The sequence below is a fragment of the Priestia sp. SIMBA_032 genome (genome assembly GCF_046535215.1).
Lineage (GTDB): Bacteria > Bacillota > Bacilli > Bacillales > Bacillaceae_H > Priestia > Priestia aryabhattai.
The window spans coordinates 742,932-767,668 of record NZ_JAWRXD010000003.1 but is presented as its reverse complement, the minus strand read 5'-3'; the positions used below and the strand labels follow the sequence as shown (position 1 = coordinate 767,668).

24 protein-coding genes are annotated in these 24,737 nt (G+C 36.2%); 16 read left to right on the top strand and 8 right to left on the bottom strand.

Translation table 11 applies throughout. From position 1 onward, the window contains the following. Positions 1 to 139: 139 nt before the first annotated feature. From ybaK to SB717_RS14005, 8 genes are all read left to right on the top strand, one after another. On the top strand, positions 140 to 622 hold the full coding sequence (gene ybaK, locus SB717_RS14040) for a Cys-tRNA(Pro) deacylase (protein ID WP_026106770.1): 483 nt from the start codon (positions 140 to 142) through the stop codon (positions 620 to 622). A gap of 178 nt (positions 623 to 800) precedes the next feature. Then, positions 801 to 1,085 (top strand): DUF5316 family protein, encoded by a 285-nt coding sequence (locus SB717_RS14035; RefSeq protein WP_410903956.1) that lies wholly within the window; start codon positions 801 to 803, stop codon positions 1,083 to 1,085. Positions 1,086 to 1,159: 74 nt separating this feature from the next. Beyond that, complete coding sequence (locus tag SB717_RS14030) at positions 1,160 to 1,570, top strand: GNAT family N-acetyltransferase (RefSeq protein ID WP_176584895.1); 411 nt, start codon at positions 1,160 to 1,162, stop codon at positions 1,568 to 1,570. A gap of 325 nt (positions 1,571 to 1,895) precedes the next feature. After that, positions 1,896 to 3,959: a transporter substrate-binding domain-containing protein gene (locus SB717_RS14025; protein ID WP_410903955.1), complete on the top strand. Its 2,064-nt coding sequence runs from the start codon at positions 1,896 to 1,898 to the stop codon at positions 3,957 to 3,959. Continuing rightward, complete coding sequence (locus tag SB717_RS14020; RefSeq protein WP_410903954.1) at positions 3,931 to 5,343, top strand: sigma-54-dependent transcriptional regulator; 1,413 nt, start codon at positions 3,931 to 3,933, stop codon at positions 5,341 to 5,343. Before SB717_RS14025 ends, SB717_RS14020 begins: the two co-directional genes overlap by 29 nt. Positions 5,344 to 5,481: 138 nt before the next feature. Further along, the gene (locus tag SB717_RS14015) at positions 5,482 to 6,501 is read left to right on the top strand and encodes a TAXI family TRAP transporter solute-binding subunit (RefSeq protein ID WP_205662719.1); all 1,020 of its coding nucleotides are present in this window, start codon (positions 5,482 to 5,484) and stop codon (positions 6,499 to 6,501) included. Between the two features lie 58 nt (positions 6,502 to 6,559). Next, the gene (locus SB717_RS14010) at positions 6,560 to 7,906 is read left to right on the top strand and encodes an MFS transporter (RefSeq protein ID WP_029714687.1); all 1,347 of its coding nucleotides are present in this window, start codon (positions 6,560 to 6,562) and stop codon (positions 7,904 to 7,906) included. Between the two features lie 471 nt (positions 7,907 to 8,377). Next, entirely contained in the window at positions 8,378 to 9,346 is a 969-nt protein-coding gene (locus tag SB717_RS14005; protein ID WP_410903953.1) for an extracellular catalytic domain type 1 short-chain-length polyhydroxyalkanoate depolymerase, read from the top strand. Between the two features lie 136 nt (positions 9,347 to 9,482). Here SB717_RS14005 and SB717_RS14000 read toward each other — a convergent pair whose 3' ends face one another. Beyond that, a complete protein-coding gene (locus SB717_RS14000; RefSeq protein WP_016763750.1) occupies positions 9,483 to 9,638 on the bottom strand; it encodes an aspartyl-phosphate phosphatase Spo0E family protein in 156 nt (51 codons plus the stop codon). 853 nt (positions 9,639 to 10,491) lie between these two features. Next, on the bottom strand, positions 10,492 to 10,632 hold the full coding sequence (locus SB717_RS13995; RefSeq protein ID WP_165573386.1) for a hypothetical protein: 141 nt from the start codon (positions 10,630 to 10,632) through the stop codon (positions 10,492 to 10,494). A gap of 527 nt (positions 10,633 to 11,159) precedes the next feature. On the opposite strand from SB717_RS13995, the gene SB717_RS13990 reads away from it, so the two are divergent. Continuing rightward, the gene (locus tag SB717_RS13990; protein WP_410903952.1) at positions 11,160 to 12,611 is read left to right on the top strand and encodes an NADP-dependent glyceraldehyde-3-phosphate dehydrogenase; all 1,452 of its coding nucleotides are present in this window, start codon (positions 11,160 to 11,162) and stop codon (positions 12,609 to 12,611) included. Positions 12,612 to 12,717: 106 nt separating this feature from the next. On the opposite strand, the gene SB717_RS13985 is transcribed toward SB717_RS13990, so the two are convergent. Continuing rightward, on the bottom strand, positions 12,718 to 13,014 hold the full coding sequence (locus SB717_RS13985; RefSeq protein WP_028413740.1) for a hypothetical protein: 297 nt from the start codon (positions 13,012 to 13,014) through the stop codon (positions 12,718 to 12,720). Between the two features lie 491 nt (positions 13,015 to 13,505). Here SB717_RS13985 and SB717_RS13980 point away from each other — a divergent pair, with 491 nt between their 5' ends. Together SB717_RS13980 and fsa are read left to right on the top strand one after the other, a co-directional pair. After that, the gene (locus SB717_RS13980) at positions 13,506 to 14,015 is read left to right on the top strand and encodes a hypothetical protein (RefSeq protein ID WP_029714684.1); all 510 of its coding nucleotides are present in this window, start codon (positions 13,506 to 13,508) and stop codon (positions 14,013 to 14,015) included. Positions 14,016 to 14,075: 60 nt separating this feature from the next. Continuing rightward, complete coding sequence (gene fsa, locus SB717_RS13975) at positions 14,076 to 14,744, top strand: fructose-6-phosphate aldolase (RefSeq protein WP_410903951.1); 669 nt, start codon at positions 14,076 to 14,078, stop codon at positions 14,742 to 14,744. Positions 14,745 to 14,803: 59 nt separating this feature from the next. Here fsa and SB717_RS13970 read toward each other — a convergent pair whose 3' ends face one another. Beyond that, positions 14,804 to 15,697 carry a sigma-70 RNA polymerase sigma factor region 4 domain-containing protein gene (locus SB717_RS13970; RefSeq protein ID WP_410903950.1) on the bottom strand — a complete coding sequence of 298 codons (894 nt, stop codon included), beginning with the start codon at positions 15,695 to 15,697 and terminating at the stop codon, positions 14,804 to 14,806. Between the two features lie 302 nt (positions 15,698 to 15,999). Between SB717_RS13970 and SB717_RS13965 the strand changes: the two genes are divergently transcribed. Together SB717_RS13965 and SB717_RS13960 are read left to right on the top strand one after the other, a co-directional pair. Further along, positions 16,000 to 16,524 (top strand): DinB family protein, encoded by a 525-nt coding sequence (locus SB717_RS13965; protein ID WP_029714682.1) that lies wholly within the window; start codon positions 16,000 to 16,002, stop codon positions 16,522 to 16,524. A 189-nt stretch (positions 16,525 to 16,713) separates the two neighbouring features. Then, a complete protein-coding gene (locus tag SB717_RS13960) occupies positions 16,714 to 17,769 on the top strand; it encodes an aldose epimerase family protein (protein ID WP_029714681.1) in 1,056 nt (351 codons plus the stop codon). A 62-nt stretch (positions 17,770 to 17,831) separates the two neighbouring features. On the opposite strand, the gene SB717_RS13955 is transcribed toward SB717_RS13960, so the two are convergent. Both SB717_RS13955 and SB717_RS13950 read right to left on the bottom strand, forming a co-directional pair. Continuing rightward, complete coding sequence (locus SB717_RS13955) at positions 17,832 to 17,957, bottom strand: hypothetical protein (protein ID WP_013056562.1); 126 nt, start codon at positions 17,955 to 17,957, stop codon at positions 17,832 to 17,834. A 65-nt stretch (positions 17,958 to 18,022) separates the two neighbouring features. Then, the gene (locus tag SB717_RS13950; RefSeq protein WP_016763757.1) at positions 18,023 to 18,445 is read right to left on the bottom strand and encodes a CBS domain-containing protein; all 423 of its coding nucleotides are present in this window, start codon (positions 18,443 to 18,445) and stop codon (positions 18,023 to 18,025) included. A 216-nt stretch (positions 18,446 to 18,661) separates the two neighbouring features. Between SB717_RS13950 and SB717_RS13945 the strand changes: the two genes are divergently transcribed. Beyond that, entirely contained in the window at positions 18,662 to 19,126 is a 465-nt protein-coding gene (locus tag SB717_RS13945; protein WP_410903949.1) for a hypothetical protein, read from the top strand. 202 nt (positions 19,127 to 19,328) lie between these two features. Here the strand turns inward: SB717_RS13945 and SB717_RS13940 are convergent, their stop codons facing one another. Beyond that, a complete protein-coding gene (locus tag SB717_RS13940; RefSeq protein ID WP_410903948.1) occupies positions 19,329 to 20,561 on the bottom strand; it encodes a cytochrome P450 in 1,233 nt (410 codons plus the stop codon). Positions 20,562 to 20,828: 267 nt separating this feature from the next. Here SB717_RS13940 and SB717_RS13935 point away from each other — a divergent pair, with 267 nt between their 5' ends. After that, entirely contained in the window at positions 20,829 to 21,725 is an 897-nt protein-coding gene (locus SB717_RS13935; protein ID WP_410903947.1) for a TetR family transcriptional regulator, read from the top strand. Positions 21,726 to 21,991: 266 nt separating this feature from the next. On the opposite strand, the gene xylR is transcribed toward SB717_RS13935, so the two are convergent. Then, positions 21,992 to 23,149 (bottom strand): transcriptional repressor XylR, encoded by a 1,158-nt coding sequence (gene xylR, locus SB717_RS13930; RefSeq protein ID WP_410903982.1) that lies wholly within the window; start codon positions 23,147 to 23,149, stop codon positions 21,992 to 21,994. A gap of 234 nt (positions 23,150 to 23,383) precedes the next feature. On the opposite strand from xylR, the gene xylA reads away from it, so the two are divergent. After that, positions 23,384 to 24,721 (top strand): xylose isomerase, encoded by a 1,338-nt coding sequence (gene xylA, locus SB717_RS13925; RefSeq protein WP_098579517.1) that lies wholly within the window; start codon positions 23,384 to 23,386, stop codon positions 24,719 to 24,721. The last annotated feature ends 16 nt before the right edge of the window (positions 24,722 to 24,737 follow it).

The following is a 24,737-nucleotide window of genomic DNA, read 5'->3' as shown; positions in this document are numbered from 1 at the left end:
CAATGGGTTGAGAAAAGTCATTATTCAGCATATTAGATTCATTTTCATATAAAGGATATGAATAACCCTTACTAACCTACCTATCCTAATACATGGAGATATGAAAACAAAACGTGTTATGATGGTATCGGTGATAATTATGGGTAAAAAAGCAGATAAAACGAATGTCATGCGAATTTTAGATCAGAAAAAAATTGAGTACAATTATTATTCTTATGAAACTAAAAATCTGAGTGGGGTACAGGTAGCTACTTCGCTCGGGGAGGATCTTGCTAAAGTCTTCAAGACACTGGTGACCGTAGGGAAATCAAAAGAACATTACGTCTTCATGGTACCGGTTGAAAAGGAGCTTGACTTAAAGAAAGCGGCAAAAGCGGCTGGTGAAAAGTCCTTAGAAATGATTCCTCAAAGAGAGCTGTTGCCTCTTACAGGATATGTTCACGGCGGGTGTTCTCCTATCGGAATGAAAAAACAGTTCACAACCTTCATTGACTCTACAGCAGAAGACTGCGAAACGATTTACTTTTCAGGCGGGCGTGTAGGTCACCAGATACAGTTAACATTAAGTGACTTATCAAAAGTAATTCGTATATGTCCGGCAGATATCACAAAAGATAGTTAAAATGTATTTCCCTTGAGCGAAACGCTTTTAGACATAAGCGTTTCGCTTTTTTTAAATGGCTTTAATTGCTGTCTTTTTATCGGTTGGGATAACAGAAATAAAAGTAAAAATATAGAAAAAATGATATTATATAGTTAATGTGTGGAAACTTTATAAAAAGGCTAGGAGGAAAGCAAAAATGATTAAATCAATTATTGGAGGGTTCATCTTATCTTTTATTCTTTTATTAGGATGTACAATAGCAAACGTAAATTCAGAAACAGTATTTTTTGCCGTTTTCATTCTATTAGTAGGGCTAGCCATCATTATATCTGGAGTAGCTGTAAGCGGTGATCGAATGAGAGCTAATCTGGCCATGGAATCAAAAACAGACAAGAAGTGCAGAATTACAAATTCTATAATCCTTATGTTAGCTGCTGCTCCAGTTCTCGGGGTATTTCTTTTCATTCATTACTTTGTATAGTTAATTCTTTGTCATCTAAGAGTCAGCAATAAGATCTCCAAGAAATAAACCAATTATTGAAAAGGGGGCCTAGGATGAAAGAAATCACTTCTGCTTTGGCGAATCCTACAATAAAAAAACTGTTATCTTATGCAACGTTAGAAGAGAAAGTTAATGAGGAGTATAAAAAATACGCTTGTTTGCCAAGTCGGAAATTGTATAGTATTGAAGTAAACGGAGAAACCATTAGCTGTATAGGAGTTGAATTTCTTAACTCAAAGAGAGCTGTTATAAAACATATAGCTGTTTTACCAAGAGAGCGAGGAAAAGGAATAGGAAGCAGCATGATTCGCTTTCTTTGTAAGAACTATGATATACATTCTATTTTTGCTGAGACAGATAAAGAAGCAGTAAACTTCTATTCTAAGTTTGGCTTCCAAATAACAAGTTTAGGTGAAGAATGTCACGGAGTGGAACGCTTTTTGTGTAAATTTAAAGTTAAATGAGGCAAATTAGAGGCAGTTAAAATATGATATAATGAATTTAAAAGATCTTTATATTTGCAGGTGATTGAAAATTACATATAACTTAACATCAAAGAAACTAAAGGCCGAGCGTAAAAGAATACGAACTATCAAACAAATACGTTTTGTTTACGATCATAAAAAGCCTCTAGAAAGAGGCTTTTCTTTATAAAAATGATTGACAGAATATTTCAATATCATTTTGTTTTAGTTCTTGAAAATTGAACACTTTACTCAATACATAATAATAAAAGAAATTTTTCATCTACTTAACGAAAGGTTTTTAAAAAGGAGACAGCTATATCTTATGCATGTTACACTCCGTCCATTTTGTTTTATTTTATCTATTATCTTACTTCTAGCTTATCTTCCGCATTCTGTAAAAGCCGAAACTGTACCCGGTGAAAAAGCGAATTACGCAGGCGAAAAGAAAATATACCGCATTGCTGGAGAAAAGCATCTTGCGCCTTTTTCTTACGTGAATGATGAAGGAGTGTTTACTGGTTTTAGTATTGATATGCTCAATCAAATAGCGAAAGAAGAGAATGTGAAATTTACATATATTCCAATGGACCTTTATCAAGCAACAAAAGCACTGCAAGAAGGCAAAATTGATGCCATTATGGGCTTGGAGTATTCAGCTAACCAAAATCAAGTGTTTAAATTTTCCGATCCATATTTTACGATGGCAGATGCCGTAGTTATTCCGAACTCCTTGAAATCTTCGGTTACATCTTTAACCGATTTACGAGGTAAAACCGTTGCCATGCGAGAAGACAAAATTTCCTTTGAGCTGCTGATGAATGTAAGAAACATAGAGTTTCAGATGGCTTTGAATCCAGAAGATGCGCTCAATCTCCTGTTTTTAAATCGGGCTGATGCGTTTTTTTCAAACAAGTGGACCGCGGAGTTTTATCTTGAGAAATCAAAGAAAAAGGGACAGTACACTATACTCGATAATGTAGGAATACCTTCAGAGTTTGCGGTTGCAACCCGGCCTGAAAATACAAAACTTTTATCGGTCATTAACCTTTCGATTTCACATATGCAAGCGGATGGAACATATCAAGAATTATATAGAAAATGGTTTGTTTCTTCTTCAGAAGAACGCTTAAAAGAATTGCGTAATTGGATTATCGTGCTTCTTGTTATAGTTGTATTAACACTAGGTAGTTTATTTATCATATATCTTTGGAACAAGCGATTAAAAAAAGAAGTGAAAAAGCGTACATCCGCGCTTGCTGATGCGAATCAAAAGCTGCAGGTTCAGCAAAAAGCAATTTCACAGGCTCATGCATTTCAGACACAAGTTATTAACCATATGTATTATGGAATTCTTACATTTGATCAATCGCTAAATCTTACAACTATCAATCAACGGGCAAAAGAAATTCTTCTTATAAAGGATGAAACATTTCAATCTAGTCATATTCATAAACATCCGCTTATCCAGCAAATTTTTAAAACGTATAAAGCGATAAAGCAATCGCAAATAGCATTGCCATTTACAAAAGAAATTCAGCATAAACAAAATGGAGAAATCTATTTTGTATTGTATCGAGTGATTCCACTTTATGAAGATACAAATAAAATGAACGGTTATTTACTTACACTAGCCGATCGTTCTGAAGAAAGATTGCTTGAGAAGAAGTTAGCTACTCAAGAGAAAATGCGTGCTCTAGGTCAGCTCGTAGCAGGCGTAGCGCATGAAATTCGCAATCCGCTTACATCCGTAAAAACATTTATTGACTTGCTGCCAAATAAATATGAAAATCCAGAGTTTCGAAAAGAGCTGTCTAAGCATGTTCCAGAAGCACTAAGAAGAATGAATCGTATTGTTGAAAGTTTAGTCGATTATGCCCGGCCTAAATATCCTCAGAAGGCAGCTTTTGATGTAGAAACGTTTATAAACTCTGTAGCTGTTATTATTAGTCCTACGTTAAAAAAGAAAGCGGTTCACTTATCCCTTGATATCGAATCAGGTATGCAGCTTTACAGTGATCCTGATCAAATCAAACAAATTATGCTAAATCTTATGTTAAATGCGCTGGACGCGATGGAAAACAGTCCTCGCAAGCAGCTCTCTATCAGAGCTGTAACAGAAAATGAGTTAGGTTTTATTGATGTTAGTGATACAGGAAAAGGCATAGATGAAAAAGACGTACCGCATATTATGGAACCTTTCTATACAACAAAAAAGCAGGGAGTAGGCCTTGGTTTATCGCTATGCTATCAATGGATAGAAGAGAATAACGGAGAAATTACGATGCAAACAAAACAAGGAAATGGTACCACATTTACAATTATCCTGCCTGTTACGAAAGAAAAAGGAGGACATTCATATGAAACCGACCGTTCTCATACTCGATGACGAACCTGCCATTGGTTCATCTCTTCGTTTCGCTCTAGAAACGAACTATGAAGTGACCAATCTTACAGAAGTACCGGAAGCTTATCAATTTTTACGCAGTCAGCCTGTGCATGTTGTTTTGTTGGATTGGCGCCTGGGCAAATACAATGGGCTTGAAGTGCTGAGTGAAATTAAAGATATTCAGCCTCAAACATCCATTATTATGATGACAGCTTATGGCACGATTGAATCTTCTATAGAAGCTATTAAGAGAGGAGCTTATCATTACATTACGAAGCCTCTAGATATTGAAGAGCTTCATATCTTAATCGAAAAAACGCTTGAACACCAGGAACTTCATGATAAAGTTCGGGAACTAAGTGAAACGATTGAGAAAATAAAAGGTTACGATCAAATGATTGGGGAAAGTGCAGCCATGAAACAAGTTTTTTCGATTATTAATAGAGTAAAAGACATTGATTCGAACGTACTTATATTTGGGGAAAGCGGCACTGGAAAAGAACTAGTAGCACGAGGGATTCACCGGCAGGGAAAGAGAGCAAACGGACCATTTATTTCCGTTAATTGTGCGGCTATTCCGGAGACTTTACTCGAAAGTGAACTTTTTGGTTTTGTAAAAGGTGCTTTTACAGGAGCTACTCGCAATCAAAGCGGGAAAGTAGCCGCAGCTGATGGAGGAACTCTTTTTTTAGATGAAATTGGTGAAATGCCTCCGTCCTTGCAAGCAAAAATGCTTCGATTTTTACAAGAAAAAGAAATAACACCTCTTGGCTCATCGGAAACAAGAAAAGTAGATGTTCGTATTGTGAGTGCCACTAATAAAGAATTAAATCGTATGATCAAGGAAAATGGCTTTCGCGAAGATTTATATTTCCGCTTAAATGTCATTCCTATCACACTACCGCCATTACGTGAACGAAAGGAAGATATAGCGCTTCTTATTCCATACTTTTTGCAGAAATACTCAGAAGAAATGGAGAAACCGCTTTGTGTGCTTTCTGCAGATGCATATAAAAAGCTTTTAACGTATGATTACCCCGGAAATATAAGACAGCTAGGAAACATTCTTGAATATGCCGTTGCTATGACCAAAGATGGAACGATTATGGAAAAAGATTTACCTATAACTGTTCAACACAAACAAGAGACTTCTTTGTCACGCTATGAGAATGAGAACTCCACTGAAGAAACAAAATTAATTAATATTCCAATTAACTACACGATGAAAGAAGCAGAACAGCTAATCATTGAGTCAGTCCTTGAAGAGTGTGGAGGCAACCGCAGAAAAACAGCTCAGGCACTGGGTATCAGTGAACGAAGTATCCGTAACAAACTTCATCTTTATCGCACAATTCAACAAAAGGAGGCAAAAAATGCCGAGTAGGAACATGTTTCCGTTTCTACCCGGCATTTTTTGCCGGGTTCTTGTTAGTTTCTCTGCCATTTAAGTGGTTTTTTGTTGGCATGAAACTTGCAATATATTATTGTAAGCGCCCACATTAAAGAAAATAGAGGTGAATAAATGAAAAGATATATAGCGGCGGCGCTCGTTTTCTGTTTGATATTTATCATTGCAGTCTTAAATAGAGATCTACTAACTATTCATCATGAAAAAGAAAACAGCACTAACTCTAACATAAAAACTAGTGAAAAGGTTGATGACAAACCACTTACAATTTTGACTGGAGGCCCTACAGGTGTTTACTTTCAGTTAGGCAATGCTCTAGCCAGAATTTATGGAGAAAAACTAGGAATCCAAGCCAGTGTACAAACAACGGAAGCTTCTGTAGAAAATATTAGTAAAATTGCACACAAAAAAGCCGAGCTTGGTTTTTCTATGGCAGATATGCTGGCGAGTTCTCAGGGAAAAGAAGAAGCCATAATTGATAAGAAAGATTTATCCAATGTAAGAGCAGTGGCTTCTTTATATCCAAACTATATGCAAATTGTAGCTCTTAAGTCGGCTAAAATCCATACGCTTCAAGACTTAAAAGGAAAAAACGTGGTGGTAGGAGCGCTTGGCAGCGGTACAGAGGTATTGGCTATGCGGATTCTAAATGAAATGGACATCAATACTCAAGATTTTCATGCACGGTTCTTACCTTTTTCTGAAGGAATTGAAGGAATTAAAAATGGGACCGCAGATGCAGCTTTTCTTTCTTCTGGATATCCTAACTCGGGAATTACAGAGTTAGCTTCAATGACCGAAATTGAACTGATTTCAGTACCCGAAGAAGTGACAGAGAAACTAAAAAAATCATATCCACCGCTAGGAGTTGGGGTCATCCCGGCTGATACGTATAAGGATATCAACACAGAAACAAAAACAGTTATGGTTAATAACCTTTTGATTACCAATAAAGATATGCCACAAAAAAAAGTATATGAACTGACAAAAGCTTTGTTTGAGAACGTAGAAGAACTTGAGCAAACAAATAGCTCTGCTGAAAAAATAACGTTAGCAAAAGCGGCAGAACAACTTCCTTTATCGTTGCACTCAGGTGCCAAAAAGTACTACAAAGAAAAAGGCATTATAAAATAGGATAAATCTCTATCAAAATAGTATAGAAGATACTAATCAAAGAAAAGAGGGATCACTCATGGCTCATACCAGTGAAGCTGCAAACAACAGGCGTATTACAAGTAATATTTTCAAAGGATCTGTTGGGAATTTAATTGAATGGTACGATTGGTATGTTTACTCTGCTTTTGCCGTCTATTTTTCATCGCAATTCTTCCCGGAAGGTGACCCAACAAGTCAGCTGCTTAACACAGCGGCAATCTTTGCTGTCGGTTTCTTAATGCGTCCAATCGGTAGTTTATTAATGGGGCGCTATGCGGATCGATATGGTCGCCGGGCTGCGCTTACCTTATCTATTACAATTATGGCGAGCGGTTCTTTTATTATCGCTTGTACTCCTAGCTATGGCACAATAGGGTTATTATCTCCCATTATTCTAGTATTAGCACGTTTGCTTCAAGGAATCTCCTTAGGCGGAGAGTACGGAACGTCTGCAACTTATCTTTCTGAAATGGCAAGCAGCGGGCGAAGAGGATTTTATTCAAGCTTTCAGTATGTGACGCTTGTTGCTGGTCAGCTGGTAGCATTAGGTGTTCAAATTATTCTGCAAAACGTTCTTAGTGAAGCAGATATGATTTCATGGGGCTGGCGTATTCCGTTTGTCATTGGAGCTATCGGAGCGCTAAGCGTTTTATGGCTACGCCGTACAATGGATGAGTCAGAACAATTTTCTAAAATGGACTCTGAAAGTCGTGAAAATGCCGGGACCATTAAGGCACTTATGAAGCACCCTAAAGCAGTGTTGACCGTTATTGGCTTAACTTTAGGAGGAACGGTTGCATTTTATACGTATACAACGTATTTGCAAAAATTTATGGTAAACAGTGTAGGGCTGGATAAAGGAGTCGTAAGCTGGATTAACTTCTGTGCGCTGCTTGTATTTGTTGTCATTCAGCCAATAGCAGGTATGCTATCTGATAAAATTGGACGCAGACCTCTGTTAATGAGCTTTGGTATTTTAGGAACATTACTGACTGTACCGCTGTTTCTTTTTATGAAACAAGCACATAACCCAGTCATGGCTTTTTTATTAATGACAGTTGGACTTATCATTGTAACAGGCTATACATCTATTAACGCAATTGTAAAAGCTGAGCTTTTCCCAACAGAAATTCGAGCTCTTGGTGTAGGATTACCGTATGGACTTACAGTTGCCATATTTGGAGGCACAGCAGAATTTATCGCCCTATGGCTAAAAAGTATTGGCCATGAATCACTTTTCTTTTTCTATGTAGCAGGGTGTATTGCCATCAGCTTTCTTGTTTATTGGCGTATGGGAGAATCCTCTAAAGATTCATACATAGAGTCCGAGTTGAAAACAGATGACAAAGATGACAACGTCCCGCCAAGTAATCTCAGCTTTTAATTTTTGTTAAATCAATAATCGTTTGATAACATAAAAAAGGACGGGCTTTTATAGCCAGTCCTTTTCTAGTATTCCGCGCGTATACTCATATTAAACGTACTAAGTGACTGTTCTTACTATAGAATTCTTTTTTCTATAGTTTTGCATTATGAATTTGTACACTATTTGGTGATAATAAATCCTCGTATAATCTCATTCCAGTAATGTTTAAAACTAGGCTTTGCTTTCGTCATTATGAACACTCCTTTTTAAAATTTTTTGATTGGCTAGTTGTTATACTAAGTTTAATAAAATCACCTAAAATTGTTATCCAACGTAGAGCGTAACTTACTATATGAATTTGTACGACTAAAGCATGAAGAGAGAAATAATTAAAGGCATATAAAAAAGATCAGCGTCATAATAAAAGGATTATTTTGTGATATAACGAAATAGAGAGTATACATCAGAAATAGAGAGAGGGTAAACTTCGTGAATACTTTATGTTCCTTTTTTATGAATCCAGTTTTAACTGTTTCAACGTTTTTAATAGAATTACAAAGTGCGTTCTTTCGTCCTATTTGGAAAGAGTATAATTATGATGATTACTTTACCTACAAGGTATATGTTCCAAGTACATATACTGGATTAAGTAAAGTACCATTAATCGTTATGCTTCATGGATGTCAACAAGATGCAGATGATTTTGCGGCGGGTACGGAGATGAATAAACTAGCGGAAGAAAAAGGCTTTATTGTTCTTTATCCTCAGATGAATTACTTTGCTAATTCCAACGGGTGCTGGAATTGGTTTTATGAGTATAACCAGTTTCGCGGTAATGGAGAGCCAGAAATAATAAAAGATATGATTGATCACATAACCGCTAAATATGCGATTGATTCTACTAATATATACCTTGCTGGTATGTCAGCTGGAGGCTTTATGGCAAATGTGATGGCTATTGCTTATCCAGATGTGTTTAAAGCGGTAGGCATTCATTCAGCAGGCAGTAATGCGTATGCTGTAGATCTCATCACAGCTGGAGAAGTCATGCTATATGGATCTCTAAATCCTGAACTTGACGGTGATGAAGCTTATAAAAAAATGGGACCTTATGCACGGCCTGTTCCCATCATTACGTTTCATGGTCAATCAGATACAACAGTCAATCCAATTAATGCGTCTACATTAATTCAGCAGTGGATTTATACGTATAAGTATTTCGGTATAGATCTACATGAAAATGTTGCTTCTTGTACTTCAAGGGAAAACGAAAATCATTATAGTTACATAGCGTATGACTACGTAGATACAGAAAATAAAACGTGGATGAAAAAAATTATGGTAGAGGATATGGGGCATGCATGGTCAGGAGGAAATGACAATGGATCGGATACTGATTCAAAAGGTCCTAATGCTTCAAAAATGATGTGGGATTTTTTTGAAGCCCGCAATGGTTAAATAGAGCATGAAAGAGAGATCACAATATGCTACTAAATAACATTAGCCTTTCATTTTTTTGAAACGAATAATCGTCTACCAATAGTAAAAAAGGATCTTATCAAAAGATCCTTTTTCTGTTATCAGCCAGTATTTCTTAACAAGTAGCTTCAAATCGATTTAACAATACATCTAGATCCTGACTGATTTTAATCGTATTACTACTTGTAAACCCTTCTTCTAGGGCAATCATCATCATCATTTTTCGTATGAATTCTATCTTTATCAGCAGTAGTCTACATTTGAAACACATTAAGTTTCCTCCACTTGCCACGTCATTTTAAAGGCTTAAATTGTTGAATTATTTATGTGAAAATGGTTCCAATCTAAAAATAGAACCTAAAAAATATAGTAACAAATAGCTAGTGTCGAAGTCTGTCGTATTTTGAATTCAGATATTTTCATTTAAAAAGAATTGGCTCTTAAACGTTTTGCTGGAAGCTATGCCCTGTCTTGATTGTGATTGTTCCACCGGTTGTAAAGAACTCACGGAGTAACAGAGCTTACTCTGTTTTGAGAACATAGGCATAATCCAATTACATTTAGGCATGTTAACATAATAAAGGAGAATTTACTAATATGCCCAATGTCATCAGAATTCTTCAATTGTTTCTTCCGTGGATTTCCCTTGTTTTTATACGTTTTTATACCGAAAAAATCAATGAGAACCTATTTTCCCGCTTCTCTTTTTTCCTCATCTTTAGTAATTGGAATGTGCTCATTAGCTATTCCTTACAAGTGGTGGAGTGTAAAAGGAGGGTAGAAAGGGAAAACTTTAAACGATAGCAGTTTTATTTTTAGCCCCTTTTTGGTCGGGATACTATGATCTTTCATTTTACGTTTGGCCGCTTTAAACGATTTTTCTTCGTTAATTTACTTATGGATTCACTATTTGCTTTTCCGCTAAGTTACTTGTATCAAAAATTGGACTTATTTAAGTTAGTCAACTTTAAGCCAAAACATATCTTTTTTTCATTTATTAGTTTCTGTTTAACTATTTATGGCCATTAGGCACTGATAAATAAAGATAAATGATAGATGAGGGTCGTTTCTAACTGCTATAGACTTTGTAAAAAGCGCAACAAAAAAGCGTCTGTTAAGACGCTTTATATATAATACATATACTGCTCTTCTTTATTGGCATTTGTTGTTTCATGGATGATTTCTTCCGGGATATTGGACGTCCGGTTAGTAAAAAGCATAAACAAAGCAATAATAGATGCCACAAAACCTAAAGTAACAATCACAATAAATCCCTCCCTTTAGAATATATATTCTACTTTCATCTTCATTTTCCTATATTTATTTTATACCCTTATTTTATTTTCTCAACACATAGAATAAAAAGAGTGTATGCATCGCCTGGATATCCATCCAAAGTAAATACAATCAAGGGAGCTTAAAACAGACATTTCACTTAAAAAAAGTAGGAGGCCATAAAGGTTTCTTCGTATTTGGGATATGAATCATTAAAATTATTAATCATTGAGATAACTTATTTGTATTGTACGAATGAAAGAAATTTATATATATTAAAAATACGAAATATTCATTAAATTATACGAGGCTTTGTTTTGAGTTGAAAAGAAGAAAGCTGCTGCTTTGAAGGCAACAAGCAAGCAGTATAAGATTAAGGAAGTTATACGGGATATAAAAGTTATAGAAATGAATTCAAGTAGAATTCTTTTTGCTCAAATATTCACAGAGTTTTTATTCGTAAAAAAAGACTGAAAATTTTGATAATTAATTTCATTTTTATTAAGGGGGACTTTTTATGACAACAACGGTATTAAATGTATCAACTTATTCTTTTTATCTTAACGGTGAGTGGAAAGAAAGCAAATCAGGGCAGACGATCGATATTGTTTCTCCATACCGTCATGATGTGATTGGAAAAGTGCAGGCTATCACAAAAGAAGAAGTCGATGAAGCGGTACATGCCGCACAGAAAGCTCAAAAGGGGTGGGCAGAAACTTCTCTGCAAGACCGTGCCAAATATTTATATAAGTGGGCAGATGAGCTGGTAAAAATGCAGAGTGAAATTGCCGAAATTATTATGAAAGAAGTTGGAAAAAGCTTAAAAGATGCACGGAATGAAGTCGTGCGCACAGCTGATTTCATTCGTTATACAATTGAAGAAGCACTTCATATGAACGGAGAAAGCATGAAAGGAGATAGCTTTCCTGGAGGTTCTAAGTCTAAAGTTGCCATTGTTGAACGTGTACCTTTAGGGGTTGTCCTCGCGATTCCTCCATTTAATTATCCAGTAAATTTGTCAGCTGCTAAGCTGGCGCCTGCGCTTATTTCAGGAAATGCAGTGATCTTCAAACCCGCAACGCAAGGAGCGATCAGCGGTATTAAGATGATTGAAGCTCTTGATCAAGCAGGTATTCCACAAGGACTTGTAAACGTCGTAACGGGTCGCGGATCTGTTATTGGGGATTATTTAGTTGAACATAAAGGCATTAACATGATTTCATTTACCGGAGGAACAAATACGGGTACTCAGTTAGCTAAAAAGGCAGGCATGATTCCTCTTGTACTAGAACTTGGAGGAAAAGACCCGGGTATTGTATGTGAAGATGCAGATCTGCAGGAAGCAGCAAAACATATTATAAGCGGAGCATTTTCTTATTCAGGTCAGCGCTGTACAGCCATTAAACGTGTACTTGTGCATGAAAAAGTGGCAAACGAGCTCGTAAATATTTTAAAAGAAGAAGTACATAAACTATCAGTGGGTTCTCCTGAAGATGGATGTACGATCGTTCCATTAATTGATAGCAAAGCAGCGGACTTTATTCAAATTTTAATTGCAGACGCGCTCGGAAAAGGTGCAGAAGTTGTGACTGGAAACAAGCGTGAGGGAAACCTTATCTACCCTACGCTTTTAGATGACGTGAATGATACTATGCGCGTGGCATGGGAAGAACCATTTGGTCCTGTGTTACCAATTATCCGCGTCGCTTCTGACCAAGAAGCCATTGACATAGCAAACGAATCAGAATTTGGCTTACAAGCAAGCGTTTTTACAAAAGATATTAATAAAGCCTTCTCAATTGCAAATAAAATTGAAGTTGGTTCCGTTCAAATCAACGGCCGCACAGAACGCGGTCCCGATCATTTTCCTTTTATCGGTGTAAAAGGATCCGGTATGGGTGCTCAAGGCATTCGTAAAAGTATTGAATCGATGACTCGTGAAAAAGTAACGGTATTAAACCTTCAATAATTGAATTCCCAGAGCTCTCCAAATCGATCCAGTAGAGTGTAGAGAATCTCAAAGAAAAAAGCCTGTGCTCCAAAAAGCACAGGCTTTTAAACGTCTTATTTACCTATCACTCGATTCCATCTTTATAGTTTTTATGCCAGTTTTTATCACCTTTGTGCTCGATATCTTCAACGGTTTTTTCAAGCTCTGACATAATGAGTGTTTTTACTTCATAGATGGTATCAAAAAAAGCTTTCTCTTCATCCGGATTCGGCTTTATTTTGGCTGCTGCTGAAATATCAACATATCTGCGATGTTCAGTTGTTAATTTATCAAGCGCATCAAAAATATGAGAGGTAAGAACAGCAACCTCCTTATGATTATCAGGCAGTTTTTCTTTTAATGTTTCAATTCTTTTATCCATGTTAAAGTCCCCCTATAACGTGTTGTATTTATGTAACTTTCCCACTAATAAAAATGAATAACCTTAAATAGCAAAAATTCATGGGAATTAGCATGTGAAACAAAAGTATAGTACAGGATATCATGTTAAAGTGAAAAATTGGTGAAATGGGAGGGTATATTTTTCCAGATAGGGTATGTAATAAAAGGCGTTTTTTTGGAAAAGGTAATTCCTTTAAGATACATTGAAGCACGCAATTAACATAAAAATACATCTATTTTTAATGAACAATGACCTTTTTTGACTATTTTTTACGATTTTATGATTTTTTTGAATGAATTTGATTGTTTTTGGTGATTTTTCGAATAATCTGATATACAATGAAAGCGTAAACAGTAAAACATGTCGATTGGTTAAGAAAAACATCCACAAAAACTGGATTCGTTATTACATAAAATCAGACCTCTGTTTTTTTATAAAAATAAATAGAACTTGAGAAAAGGAGAATGAGGATGGACATATTGGATGCAAAAGTAGTGAATACAAAGTACGGTTTAGAAACATATCTGGATGTATCAGAAAGCGTAGAAATAAAAGAAATTCATATGCCGAGTTCAGAGAACCAATCTCATAAAATTAAATTTGGAATCAAGTATTTTCTTTTAAGAGAAGGAAAGTATTACGATAGCCAAAAAGGTTATTTTTGGCTTTGTATGAATCGCGATTTTAGCAGCCTTATGCTGAGTGAAACGGAAACAGAGAGTTTGTTTGCAGTTAAAAGTGAAGAAGAAAGAGAAGCAACAAAAACGCTATTAGCAGAATGGTTTATCAAAACGAATGCGTACAAAGAAGTCATCAACGAATGTATCCATCAGATTAAAACGGAGAATATTCGTACAGAGGAAGACATTGAAGACCGAGTGGACGCCATACAATTTTTAGAAAAATTAAAGGTATTAACTGCAAAAGAGATTGAAAACGCTTCTATAGAAAATCTATATGCCCTGCAACAAATTGGTTAGGCTATAGTTCAAACAAGTTGAAATGCAGATTGATGTACAACAATAAGGAGGAATAGTGAGATGAGATTTTTTATTGATACAGCAAACCTTGAGGATATTAAGAAAGCATACAAAGTAGGTGTTCTAGCTGGTGTGACAACCAATCCATCTTTAGTAGCAAAAGAAGGCGTAAGATTTGAAGACCGCATCGAAGAAATCCTTCAAATGGTACCTGAAGTTGAATCCGTTTCCGCTGAGGTAACGCCTGACGCACTTTCTGCTGAAGACATGATCGCTCAAGCTGAAGAACTGATTAAAATTAACGACGGAGATAAAAATATTACGATTAAGCTCCCTATGACATTGGCTGGCTTGGAAGCGACGCGCTATCTTGCAAAAAAAGGCGTAAAAACAAATGTAACCCTAATCTTTACAGTAAACCAAGCGCTTTTAGCAGCTCGTGCTGGAGCGACGTACGTTTCTCCGTTTTTAGGACGTCTTGATGATATTTCAGAAGACGGGGTACAGCTAGTATCTAAAATTGCTGAGTTATTCCGCGTTCAAAACATCGACTCTCAAATCATTGCGGCATCTGTAAGACATCCGGATCATGTAACGCGTGTAGCACTTGCAGGAGCCCATATTGCCACAATTCCATACGCTGTTATTGAGCAATTAGCAAAACACCCGTTAACTGACCAAGGAATGGAAAAATTTGAAGCAGATTGGGAAAAAGCAGTTAAAGCTTAACAAAGAGTCGTATTAATGAAAAAAGCTTGGGATAAGCATTATCCCAAGCTTTTTATCGTTTAACTCGCTAGTTTCTTTTTACGTAAACGCTCTAAGCGTCGCTGCACGCTATTTCTCGAACGCCCGAGCAACTCTCCAATTTCTCGCTGATTGCGCTTTTCCTGATAAAACATACGCCACAATCTGGCATCTTCTTCTGCTGTCCACTTTTTATGCTCGTATTTAGGGCGCTTTACATAGTCTAGCTTTCTTTGTTCATCCACCCACGCTGGTTCTGGAATAAGCGTGTTTTTAGGTATTTTAAAAAAGTTAAGGCACGATTTATTTTTTTCAGCCCACTTCCAAAAAGATTGAATGTCAATTCCCATGAATGTTCTGGTCTTGGCGATGATCATTTTATACGGTAGATTCTCTTTATGAATCCACTTGTAAATTGTATGAACATCTACTTCAAGGCAGGCTGCTAGTTCACACGCTGTAATGTGTCCTACGTGCGCTTTCGCTCCATACACTTCTAAACGGTTCAGCCTCGATTCTAGTGCTTGTACACTTCTCTGTAATTTAGCTGATATGCGCGAAAGAGGTTTTACTCCGTAATACCTTAGCAAGTATTGGTCTTCTTGTACTGTCCATCTTCGCATCGCCGTTTTTCGTGTTAGTCCCAAAACTTTTATGCGCGTAGCAATAGAAGAAGGACTTCTGCCTAAGGATTGTGCCATTTCACGGTTATTCATGGTACCAATGTTCTCCTGTAAAAAAGTATCTTGTTCAAGCGTCCATTTTTTACGTAAAGCTGTATCCGAATCACGAAGATTTAATCGAGTAAGCCGTTTATTAACCGATTCCTTACTTCTATGTAAATGCTCACCCATCTTTTGAAGCGTCATAGCGCCATAGTGTTGGATAAGAAATCTATCTTCTTCTTTTGTCCATCGCTTTTGATTTTTACTCACTGTTGTCTCACTCCATTTCAAACGGAAAGCTTAAGATGAAAAAGTCTCTAGCAATCTATTTTACCGATGAGCAGTACCCATCCAGACTGATACTCACTGCGTTCTAGCCTATATATATTTTATCATATTTCTACAGGAAAACCAAACGTGTGTTCTGTATTTTGTTTTAGTAAGCATTAAAGTAAGTAGAAGATTAGCTCCTGCCTTTAATAGAAGTCAATTGTGGTAAAATTGACTATAATCGCAAGAATTTTTACATAACTGACAGCTCAGCATCATTACGTTGAGAAAGGGGAATTGATATGAATTTTAATTTAAAAGAAGCGATTGAAATACTTGAGCATACGCCACAAACGCTTGAAAAACTTTTGCCGGGACTATCTGCAGGGTGGCTGCAATGTAATGAAGGAGAAGGAACTTGGAATACCTCGGAAGTCATAGACCATTTAATAGAAGCAGAAAAAAACAATTGGATACCAAGACTAGAATTCATCCTTCAAGAAGGAAAAAAGGGAGCTTTCCCTCCGTTTGACCGCTATGCTCATTTACACAAGGAATCTGCTAGTTCGATTGAAGAAAAGCTTCTTGAATTCAACATGATAAGAATACAGAATTTACAACAACTAAAGCTGCTAATTAAGCATGAAAAGCAGCTTGAAGTGAGGGGAGAACACCCGGAGTTTGGGGAAGTAAAAGTCAGAGAGCTGCTCTCGACTTGGGTTGCTCACGATTTAACTCATATTGCGCAAATTGTTCGAGTAATGGCAGAACGATACAGAGAAGATGTAGGACCTTGGGAAGAATATTTAGGAATACTGAAAAAATAGCAATGACAAACAGTAGCCAGCCTTTATCATTCAAGCTTGAATTAGGAAATGTACACGATTACAATAAAATGAGAATAATGAAGATTCAGGAAGGATTGCAGAGGGAACTATAAGGACATATCCCATGCTTATAACATGGAGGGTTCGTTAAGCAATTTACGAATAAAAAGAGGATTGGACTGATTAAAAATGAAAGTGAATTTTGAGAAATTTGGCGAACTAAACAATCAAGCTGTACATGCTTATACCTTATTAAATGATGAAGGCCTTAAAATCACCTGCCTTGACTATGGATGTGTGATATCAAATATTGAAATGCCGGATTCTGAAGGGAAGATTGAAAGTGTTGTATTGGGATTTGATTCAATAGAAGAATACCAAAAGTATTCTCCTTATTTCGGAGCTGTGGTCGGACGCGTAGCAGGGCGTATAGGCGGAGCAGCGTTTGAACTTAATAATGAAACCTATCGTCTAGAGAAAAATGAAGGAAACAACCATCTGCATGGCGGATCAGAAGGATTTAGTCACAAAATATGGAATGCCAAAACAATTGATGCAAGTGATCATGTAGGCGTTGAATTTACATATGTAAGTAAAGACGGAGAAGAAGGCTATCCCGGCAACCTTGAAGTGAAAGTTACGTATACATTAACGAATAAAAATGAGTTCCATATTTCTTACGAAGGAACAACAGATCAAGATACTCTTATCAATTTAACAAATCATACGTATTTCAATTTAAGCGGAAATCTAAAAGAAACGGTGTTGGATCATGTTTTGAAGCTAAAAAGTAACGAATTCTTAGAGTTGAATGATGATCTTTTACCTACTGGAGAAGTGTTAAACGTCACAAATACCCCATTTGATTTTAGAGAAGGACATAGTCTCAAGGAAGGAGTGGAATCTACACATTCGCAAAATATATTAGTGGGTAAAGGATACGATCATCCATTTCTTTTAGAAGCAGAAGCTGAAAATCAGATGTCACTATGGGACCCTGCAAGCGGTCGCAAAATAGAAGTCAAAACAGATCAGCCTTCAGTCGTTCTTTATACTGGAAATCATCTAGACGAAGAATTCGAAATTAGAGGGGTTCAATCAGAGAAATACCTTGGTGTTTGCCTAGAAACACAAGGTTTACCAGACGCTATTCATCATAAGCATTTTCCTTCTTGTGTATTAAAGCCCGGTGAGAAGTATGAAGCATATACTCACTATACATTTATAACTGATCGCAGCCTGTAACAACGCGGGATGATAAAAAGGATTACAAACGAGCTTTTGCCGATTGTAATCCTTTTTTGTTGTTACTTTTTCTTTTGACTTTTTGCACGATTAGCGTCAAGCTCAGCCGCATATTCCTCTTGAGACTTTCCTTGCTTTTGACTCTCAGATTGAATCTTTTTAAATTTGTTATCGTTTAAATTTGGCATGTTAGCACCTCCTTGCAGACAGGATTATTTTGTACAAGCATTAAGGATTTATATGCTAAAAAGTTTTAATGAACTTGATTAGAAATTTCGCTTAATGCTGCACCGGCTTCATCAACATATACGTTCACTGTCGCAAGGTCGCCGATTGCACAGATTCCAACCATATTATTATTCTCCACTACAATAATGCGGCGAATTTGATGGTCAGCCATCATACGTGCACACTCATGAATATCCGTATCCGGAGAACACGTAATTACATCTTTAGTCATACAATCATGGCAATGCACAGTGTTGCAATCTTTTCCATCCGCCACGCAGTTTAATACGATATCACGGTCTGTGATCATTCCCATTACTCGATTTTCTTGACACACCGGCACAGAGCCACAATTAATATCACGCATTAATTTTGCAGCTGCTGTTATTGGATCGTGCGGTGCACAAGCTTTCACATCTTTAGTCATAACTTCACGTACTGTAGTCATTTTTAATTCCTCCTTTTAAACATTCACCTCCGTATTTTCTCCATGCACATGCAGAATATGAGAATCAATAATTTCCTGAAAGCAAAAAATCTTGTAATAAAAGGTGAATAAAAGAACTAACACAGTGTAATAAACACATAAAAAAGAGCCTATTACACAAACTAAAAAGAATATGATTTAGCTTACATTTTTGTAACGGCAGGAGTTGGGTACATAATGAAAGGAAAGTTAACGCTTTTGGCATTACTTTTATTGCCTTGGCTGTCTATAGTAAAAGTTGATAAATTTGTCTTTAAAAGATACCTACCTGTTTTAACATTTAGTTCATTAGTTATTGCTTTTATCAGTGAGTTATCTAAAAGCTTTACGTGGTGGAAAGTGAGGAAACCTCTTTTCCCTAAATTTTCAAGCGATATATCTTTTATCTTTGGACCGTTTTTTATAGCTAATTTTTGGGTCTTTAAGCTGACTTATGGGAATTTCAAAAGATATTTGTTAATTAACGTCCTATTTGACTATCTATTTGCGTATCCTTTGACCAGTCTGGCAGAAAAACTGAAGGTATATAAAATGGTAAACATGACGCGCTTTCAACTTTTTCTCATCTCAATTGCCACTGCTCTTATTAATTATTTGTATCAGCATTTTATAGAAGGTGTATTAAGGCAAAGAAGGCAATAGCTGATAGTTCGTTAACGAGCTCATCGGCATTTAAGTTTCGTTTACTGCCAATTGTAAATGGTATTGAAGATTTTCAAGTGTAGTACATAAATACTTAGCAGAGATACTAAAAGTGCAATAAATAGCGGAATAACAAAAAGAGAAGCGTGACGGAGAAGGTAAATCTCTTTCACGTTTCTCTGCTTTATTACGTACATAACCTTTATTTGTACACCGTCATGGGCAAGTATGTTAAAGATTGACCCGTAGCTGAAGCTGTTAAATGCGGTTCTAATTCAAAATCTTCATATGGTTCGATATGAGAAAAGGCCTCTAAAAATGCTTCTAAGATAGTTGTCATTTCAAGTCGGGCAAGAGGGGCGCCCAAACAAAAATGAGGTCCGTTTCCGAATGTTAAGTGCTTTTTATTAGTTGGACGATGAATGTCTACAGAAAAAGGGTTTTCAAACATATTTTCATCCATATTACATGCACTCATCCACGCAATAACGACATCTCCTTTTTTTAGCTTAACGCCTAATAGCTCGTTATCTTGTTTAACCGTGCGATCTCGTCTGGAGATATGAAACCGATATCGAAGCATTTCTTCTACTGCTTTTGGAGCTAATTCTCTATTGTTTCTCAGCTCGCTGTATAACGACTTGTCGTCATATAAGAAAGAATAAAACATATTTGCAATGGCGTGACTTGTGGTTTCAACGCCTGCACCTAAAAGCAGCATGGTAGCGTGCACAATTTCTTCATCTGTGAATGTTTCACCATCAACTTCCGCTTGAATTAAGTCTGAAATAATATCATCAGAAAGGTTGGAGCGCTTTTCAACGACAATCGGGTAGAGGTATTGAAAATATTCAGCTCCTGCACGTTTCTTTTCTTGTTCAATCTCTTTTAATCTTTCTTGGTCATAAGGCTGAAAAAGAATATCTACCCATTTTTTGAACTGATATCGGTCTTTTACCGGTACGCCGAATAAATCTGCTATAACTAAACTAGGAAAAGGAGAAGATAAATCTTCAACAATATTAATTGTTGAATTCTTTTGTATCGCTTCTACAAGGTCTGCTGCAATTTGTTTGATTCGCGGTTCCCAGTTCTTTAAACTGCGAGGAGTAAAGGCTGCTGCAAGCAAAGATCGCGCTTTCCGGTGGTCAGGAGGATCTAAGTTTGTAAGGTTGGTGATTGGAGATGTGCTTTTTTTCTTGCTATTATCTCCCACAAAAATAGTGGTTCTTTGTCCATCGCTTGAAAAAAATTCGTAATTGCTCAAGACTTGTTTGACATGTTCGTATTGGAATACATTCCATGTGTTTGTTTCTTCATGAAAATAAACGGGGGAGTTGTTCAACATTTCTTTATACCATTGGATAGGGAAAAACTCTTCTGCACGTGATTGAAATTTTGGGATTTCTGTAACGGGAATGACTTCTTTGTTCATATGATCTTATTCCTCCTTCAGAGTAGGTATAGATTTGGAATTTACTAGTTACATAGCGCTCAGTCGTTGTCACTTGCTAGATAAATAGTTAATTTGTCGAATTAACCTATACTATTAGTACATTTTTATACTAATTGTATAAAAATGTACTAATAGTATATAATTATTTTTACTTGTTTATCAAGGAAAAAGGATAAAGTTCACGTAGAAAAAGGCAGATAAGTTATACTAAATAAAAAGTAAATTGTAAACAGAGGAGTAGCAGCAATGAATCAAAAACAGCTCGATATTTTAGGGCATACACACCAGCTTTTTATAGAAAAAGGATACGTAGACACTTCGGTACAAGATATATTAGAGAGAAGCGGTATTTCAAAAGGAACATTTTATAAATATTTCTCATCTAAAAGCGAACTGCTTATCTCATTACTTTCGTCTCTGCAAGAATCACTTATTTTACAAAGAGAAAAAATAGCCATTGAATATAAAGGAGATAATCAGAAGGTATTTGAAAAACAGATAATTTTTATGCTGAACTTTGCAGAGCAAAACAAAATTCCTGAAATGATTGAAAGTACACTCGTTTTAAATGAAGTTAAAACATTTCATTATATAGAGGAATTAAAAGCGGCAACATTCAACTGGATATATGAACGTTTTCAGCAGATTTTTCCGTCTAAGACTTCTCCTTATTTATTTGATGGAGCTGTGCTTTTAGAAGGAATGCTTAACAATATGTTTAAAATGAATAAAGCGCTGAACTATCCGTTACCTATTGAACAAATTGTCCGTTATTGCATGAAGCGTACAGAGGAAATCCTAATCGAAGTAGCAGAACAAAAAGAACAGTTATTTAACCCTTCCGTTTACTCTGCGGTATTTAATGAGAAAACAGAAAGTCATTTTTCGACAGATCTGACGCGTGTAACTGCGAAGTTAAAACGGGTGATTGAAAATAAACTAGCAAATGAAGAGGAACGGAAGAGAAGTTTAGAATTTGTTACGTTTATATCGGATGAATTACTGCAAAATGATACGGAGCCTCGCACATTTATTATTCAGAACTCTCTTTTATCGCTAGAGAAAATCAATACTCTCGCACAGACCAAAGAGTTAGAGGAATATAAAGAAGTCATAACTACTCTGACAAGACATGATTCATAATTTGAAAAGCAGGTAAACTAACCCAAAAAGCAAGACTCTTCGTAGTTTAGAAAAGAGCAGGTTGCTAATAACATATAAACAGCCAGTTGCCGTTATGATAGGTGACTGGCTGCATGGGATGAAAAGGTGAGGGTGGAGACAGACATAACACTCTTAATAGAAGAGGGTAATTCTTTCCCTTTTATAGAAAATCAATTAATCGAAAGTAGCTCCTTCATTCTTAAGATCAAACGTGATATAGTTTGCTAACCTTTGCGTTCACTTAACTAACTTATAGGGGTAACACTTAAAAAAGAATCAATAACGATGGAAACCGCTCCTAAAGCAGGTGCATTTTTTCCTAACGAAGAAGGCAATAGTTCACATTTATTGTCTAAATGAGAATGGACTCTAGAAGAAACTTCGTTTTTAATCGTATTTAAAACAATGGGATGAGATTCAATTATATGATTTCTCAAGATAACAGCTTCTACATCAAATGTATTAAGAATATTGGTTAATCCAATTCCGATATAAAAGCCAAAGTTTTGAAGTGCATTTAACATTTCTACATCATTTTTATTTGCGCGTTCCACAATCTCTTTTCGAGAAATATTCTTTTCTTCTTTAGAGAGCGAAGCCAGTAACGCTTTTTCAGAAGCATATAATTCCCAACAGCCTCGATTTCCACAGCTACATTTGGGTCCATTAAAATCTATCGTCATATGACCCATTTCCCCAGAAAAACCCTGAACACCTTTATACAATTCGTTGTTAATAACAAGTCCAGTTCCAATTCCGACATTAATACTGATGTAAACGATGTTTTCATAGTTTTTTGTCATACCAAATACTTTTTCACCGTATGCTCCTGCATTAGCTTCATTTTCAACAAAAACTGCAACATTAAACTCACTCTCAATCAAAAACTGCAAATCTTTGATATTCCAATTTAAGTTAGGCATGAAAATAATTTGCTGATGACGATCTACAAGACCTGGAACACAAATTCCTATTCCGACTAGACCATAAGGGGACTCAGGCATATGGGTTATAAAACCATGAATAAGTGCAAATAAAATCTCTTTTACTTCACTAGCGGAAGAACTAGACAAGTCAGAAGTCTTCTCGAGAATAATATTTCCTTCTAAGTCGGTTAGAATTCCGTTAAGATAGTCGACTCCTATATCAATACCAATCGAGTAGCCTGCATTCTTATTAAAAACAAGCATTACAGGTCTTCTGCCGCCTCTAGATTGCCCTGCCCCAATTTCAAAAATAAAATCTTTTTCAAGCAGTGTATTTACTTGAGAGGAGACAGTAGACTTGTTTAATCCTGTAATCTCAGAGAGAGTTGCCCTGGAGACAGGGGAGTTCTTTAAAATTTCATCTAATATTAATTTTTGATTCATTTTTTTTACTAAAGCTTGATCTGCAATTTGAATAATAACCACTCCTTTGTTTATCTATCGAACTAAGTTGGTGTTTTTGGAAGCTTGAATTAGATATTTAAAAGTATCATATCTAATATTATAACTAAATTTTCTAAAAAAAACATTGAAATAAACATTTATTTTGTATATGATGAGATAAAGTTAGTTTATTGGATAAACAAACTAACTCAAATAAGATAGTTGATGGATAAACTTGTTCACTTAAATCAAAGGGGGAAATGACAAATGGTCCAAACTAGTACTAATAAAATTAATTATTTTGAAAGCGTAAACAAAGTTTTATATGAAGGTAAAGATTCTAAAAATCCTTTAGCTTTTAAATACTATAACCCTGAAGAAGTAGTAGGCGGTAAAACGATGAAAGATCAGCTGCGTTTTTCTATTGCTTACTGGCACACGTTTACAGCAGATGGTACGGATCCTTTTGGCGCAGCTACTATGCAAAGATCTTGGGATAGATATGATGGAATGGATTTAGCAAAAGCGAGAGTTGAGGCAGCTTTTCAACTTTTTGAAACATTAAATGTTCCATTCTTCGCATTTCATGATCGAGACATTGCTCCGGAGGGCAGTACGTTGCAAGAAACAAATAAAAACCTTGATGTTATCGTCACTATGATCAAAGAATACATGCAAACAAGTAACGTAAAGTTATTATGGAACACAGCGAATATGTTTACAAATCCCCGGTTCGTTCATGGTGCAGCTACTTCTTGTAATGCAGATGTATTTGCTTATGCGGCGGCTCAAGTAAAAAAGGGGCTTGAAACAGCAAAAGAACTAGGCGCAGAAAATTATGTATTCTGGGGCGGCCGTGAGGGATATGAAACACTGCTCAACACAAATTTACAGTTAGAGTTAGATAACTTAGCCAGATTTATGCATATGGCTGTAGATTACGCAACCGAAATTGGATATACGGGGCAGTTTTTGATTGAGCCTAAACCTAAAGAGCCTACGACACATCAGTATGATACCGATGCAGCAACAACTATTTCATTTTTAAGACAATACGGATTAGATAAATACTTCAAACTTAATCTAGAAGCTAACCACGCAACGTTAGCTGGGCATACATTTGAACACGAATTACGAGTAGCTAGAGTACAAGGCTTATTAGGATCAGTGGATGCAAACCAAGGTGACCCTCTTTTAGGCTGGGATACAGATGAATTCCCAACGGATTTATATTCTACAACGCTAGCAATGTATGAAATTCTGCAAAATGGAGGGCTGGGCAGCGGAGGATTAAACTTTGATGCTAAAGTACGCAGAGGTTCTTTTGAACAAGACGATTTACTCTATGCTCATGTAGCAGGAATGGATGCGTTTGCTCGAGGATTAAAAGTAGCACATAAATTAGTAGAAGATCGTGTTTTCGAAAATGTTATTAACGAGCGCTACAGCAGCTTTAAAGAAGGAATTGGGCTTGAGATTGTGGAAGGAAAAGCTAACTTCCATACATTGGAGCAATACGCGTTTAAAAATCCGAATATTATGAATAAATCAGGAAGACAAGAACGATTAAAGGCTATTTTAAATCAATATATTTTGGAAGTTTAAAGAACAAACGAGAGTA

Coding starts and splice junctions, on each gene's coding strand:
- SB717_RS14000 (WP_016763750.1), bottom strand. CDS start 9,638: ATGTGTTTCAAATGTAGACTACTGCTGATAAAGATAGAATTCATACGA.
- xylA (WP_098579517.1), top strand. CDS start 23,384: ATGGTCCAAACTAGTACTAATAAAATTAATTATTTTGAAAGCGTAAAC.
- fsa (WP_410903951.1), top strand. CDS start 14,076: ATGAGATTTTTTATTGATACAGCAAACCTTGAGGATATTAAGAAAGCA.
- SB717_RS13990 (WP_410903952.1), top strand. CDS start 11,160: ATGACAACAACGGTATTAAATGTATCAACTTATTCTTTTTATCTTAAC.
- SB717_RS14020 (WP_410903954.1), top strand. CDS start 3,931: ATGAAACCGACCGTTCTCATACTCGATGACGAACCTGCCATTGGTTCA.
- SB717_RS14035 (WP_410903956.1), top strand. CDS start 801: ATGATTAAATCAATTATTGGAGGGTTCATCTTATCTTTTATTCTTTTA.
- SB717_RS13945 (WP_410903949.1), top strand. CDS start 18,662: ATGAAAGGAAAGTTAACGCTTTTGGCATTACTTTTATTGCCTTGGCTG.
- SB717_RS14010 (WP_029714687.1), top strand. CDS start 6,560: ATGGCTCATACCAGTGAAGCTGCAAACAACAGGCGTATTACAAGTAAT.
- SB717_RS13980 (WP_029714684.1), top strand. CDS start 13,506: ATGGACATATTGGATGCAAAAGTAGTGAATACAAAGTACGGTTTAGAA.
- SB717_RS13965 (WP_029714682.1), top strand. CDS start 16,000: ATGAATTTTAATTTAAAAGAAGCGATTGAAATACTTGAGCATACGCCA.
- SB717_RS13960 (WP_029714681.1), top strand. CDS start 16,714: ATGAAAGTGAATTTTGAGAAATTTGGCGAACTAAACAATCAAGCTGTA.
- ybaK (WP_026106770.1), top strand. CDS start 140: ATGGGTAAAAAAGCAGATAAAACGAATGTCATGCGAATTTTAGATCAG.
- SB717_RS14030 (WP_176584895.1), top strand. CDS start 1,160: ATGAAAGAAATCACTTCTGCTTTGGCGAATCCTACAATAAAAAAACTG.
- SB717_RS13935 (WP_410903947.1), top strand. CDS start 20,829: ATGAATCAAAAACAGCTCGATATTTTAGGGCATACACACCAGCTTTTT.
- SB717_RS13955 (WP_013056562.1), bottom strand. CDS start 17,957: ATGCCAAATTTAAACGATAACAAATTTAAAAAGATTCAATCTGAGAGT.
- SB717_RS14015 (WP_205662719.1), top strand. CDS start 5,482: ATGAAAAGATATATAGCGGCGGCGCTCGTTTTCTGTTTGATATTTATC.
- SB717_RS13950 (WP_016763757.1), bottom strand. CDS start 18,445: ATGACTACAGTACGTGAAGTTATGACTAAAGATGTGAAAGCTTGTGCA.
- SB717_RS14025 (WP_410903955.1), top strand. CDS start 1,896: ATGCATGTTACACTCCGTCCATTTTGTTTTATTTTATCTATTATCTTA.
- SB717_RS13940 (WP_410903948.1), bottom strand. CDS start 20,561: ATGAACAAAGAAGTCATTCCCGTTACAGAAATCCCAAAATTTCAATCA.
- SB717_RS13985 (WP_028413740.1), bottom strand. CDS start 13,014: ATGGATAAAAGAATTGAAACATTAAAAGAAAAACTGCCTGATAATCAT.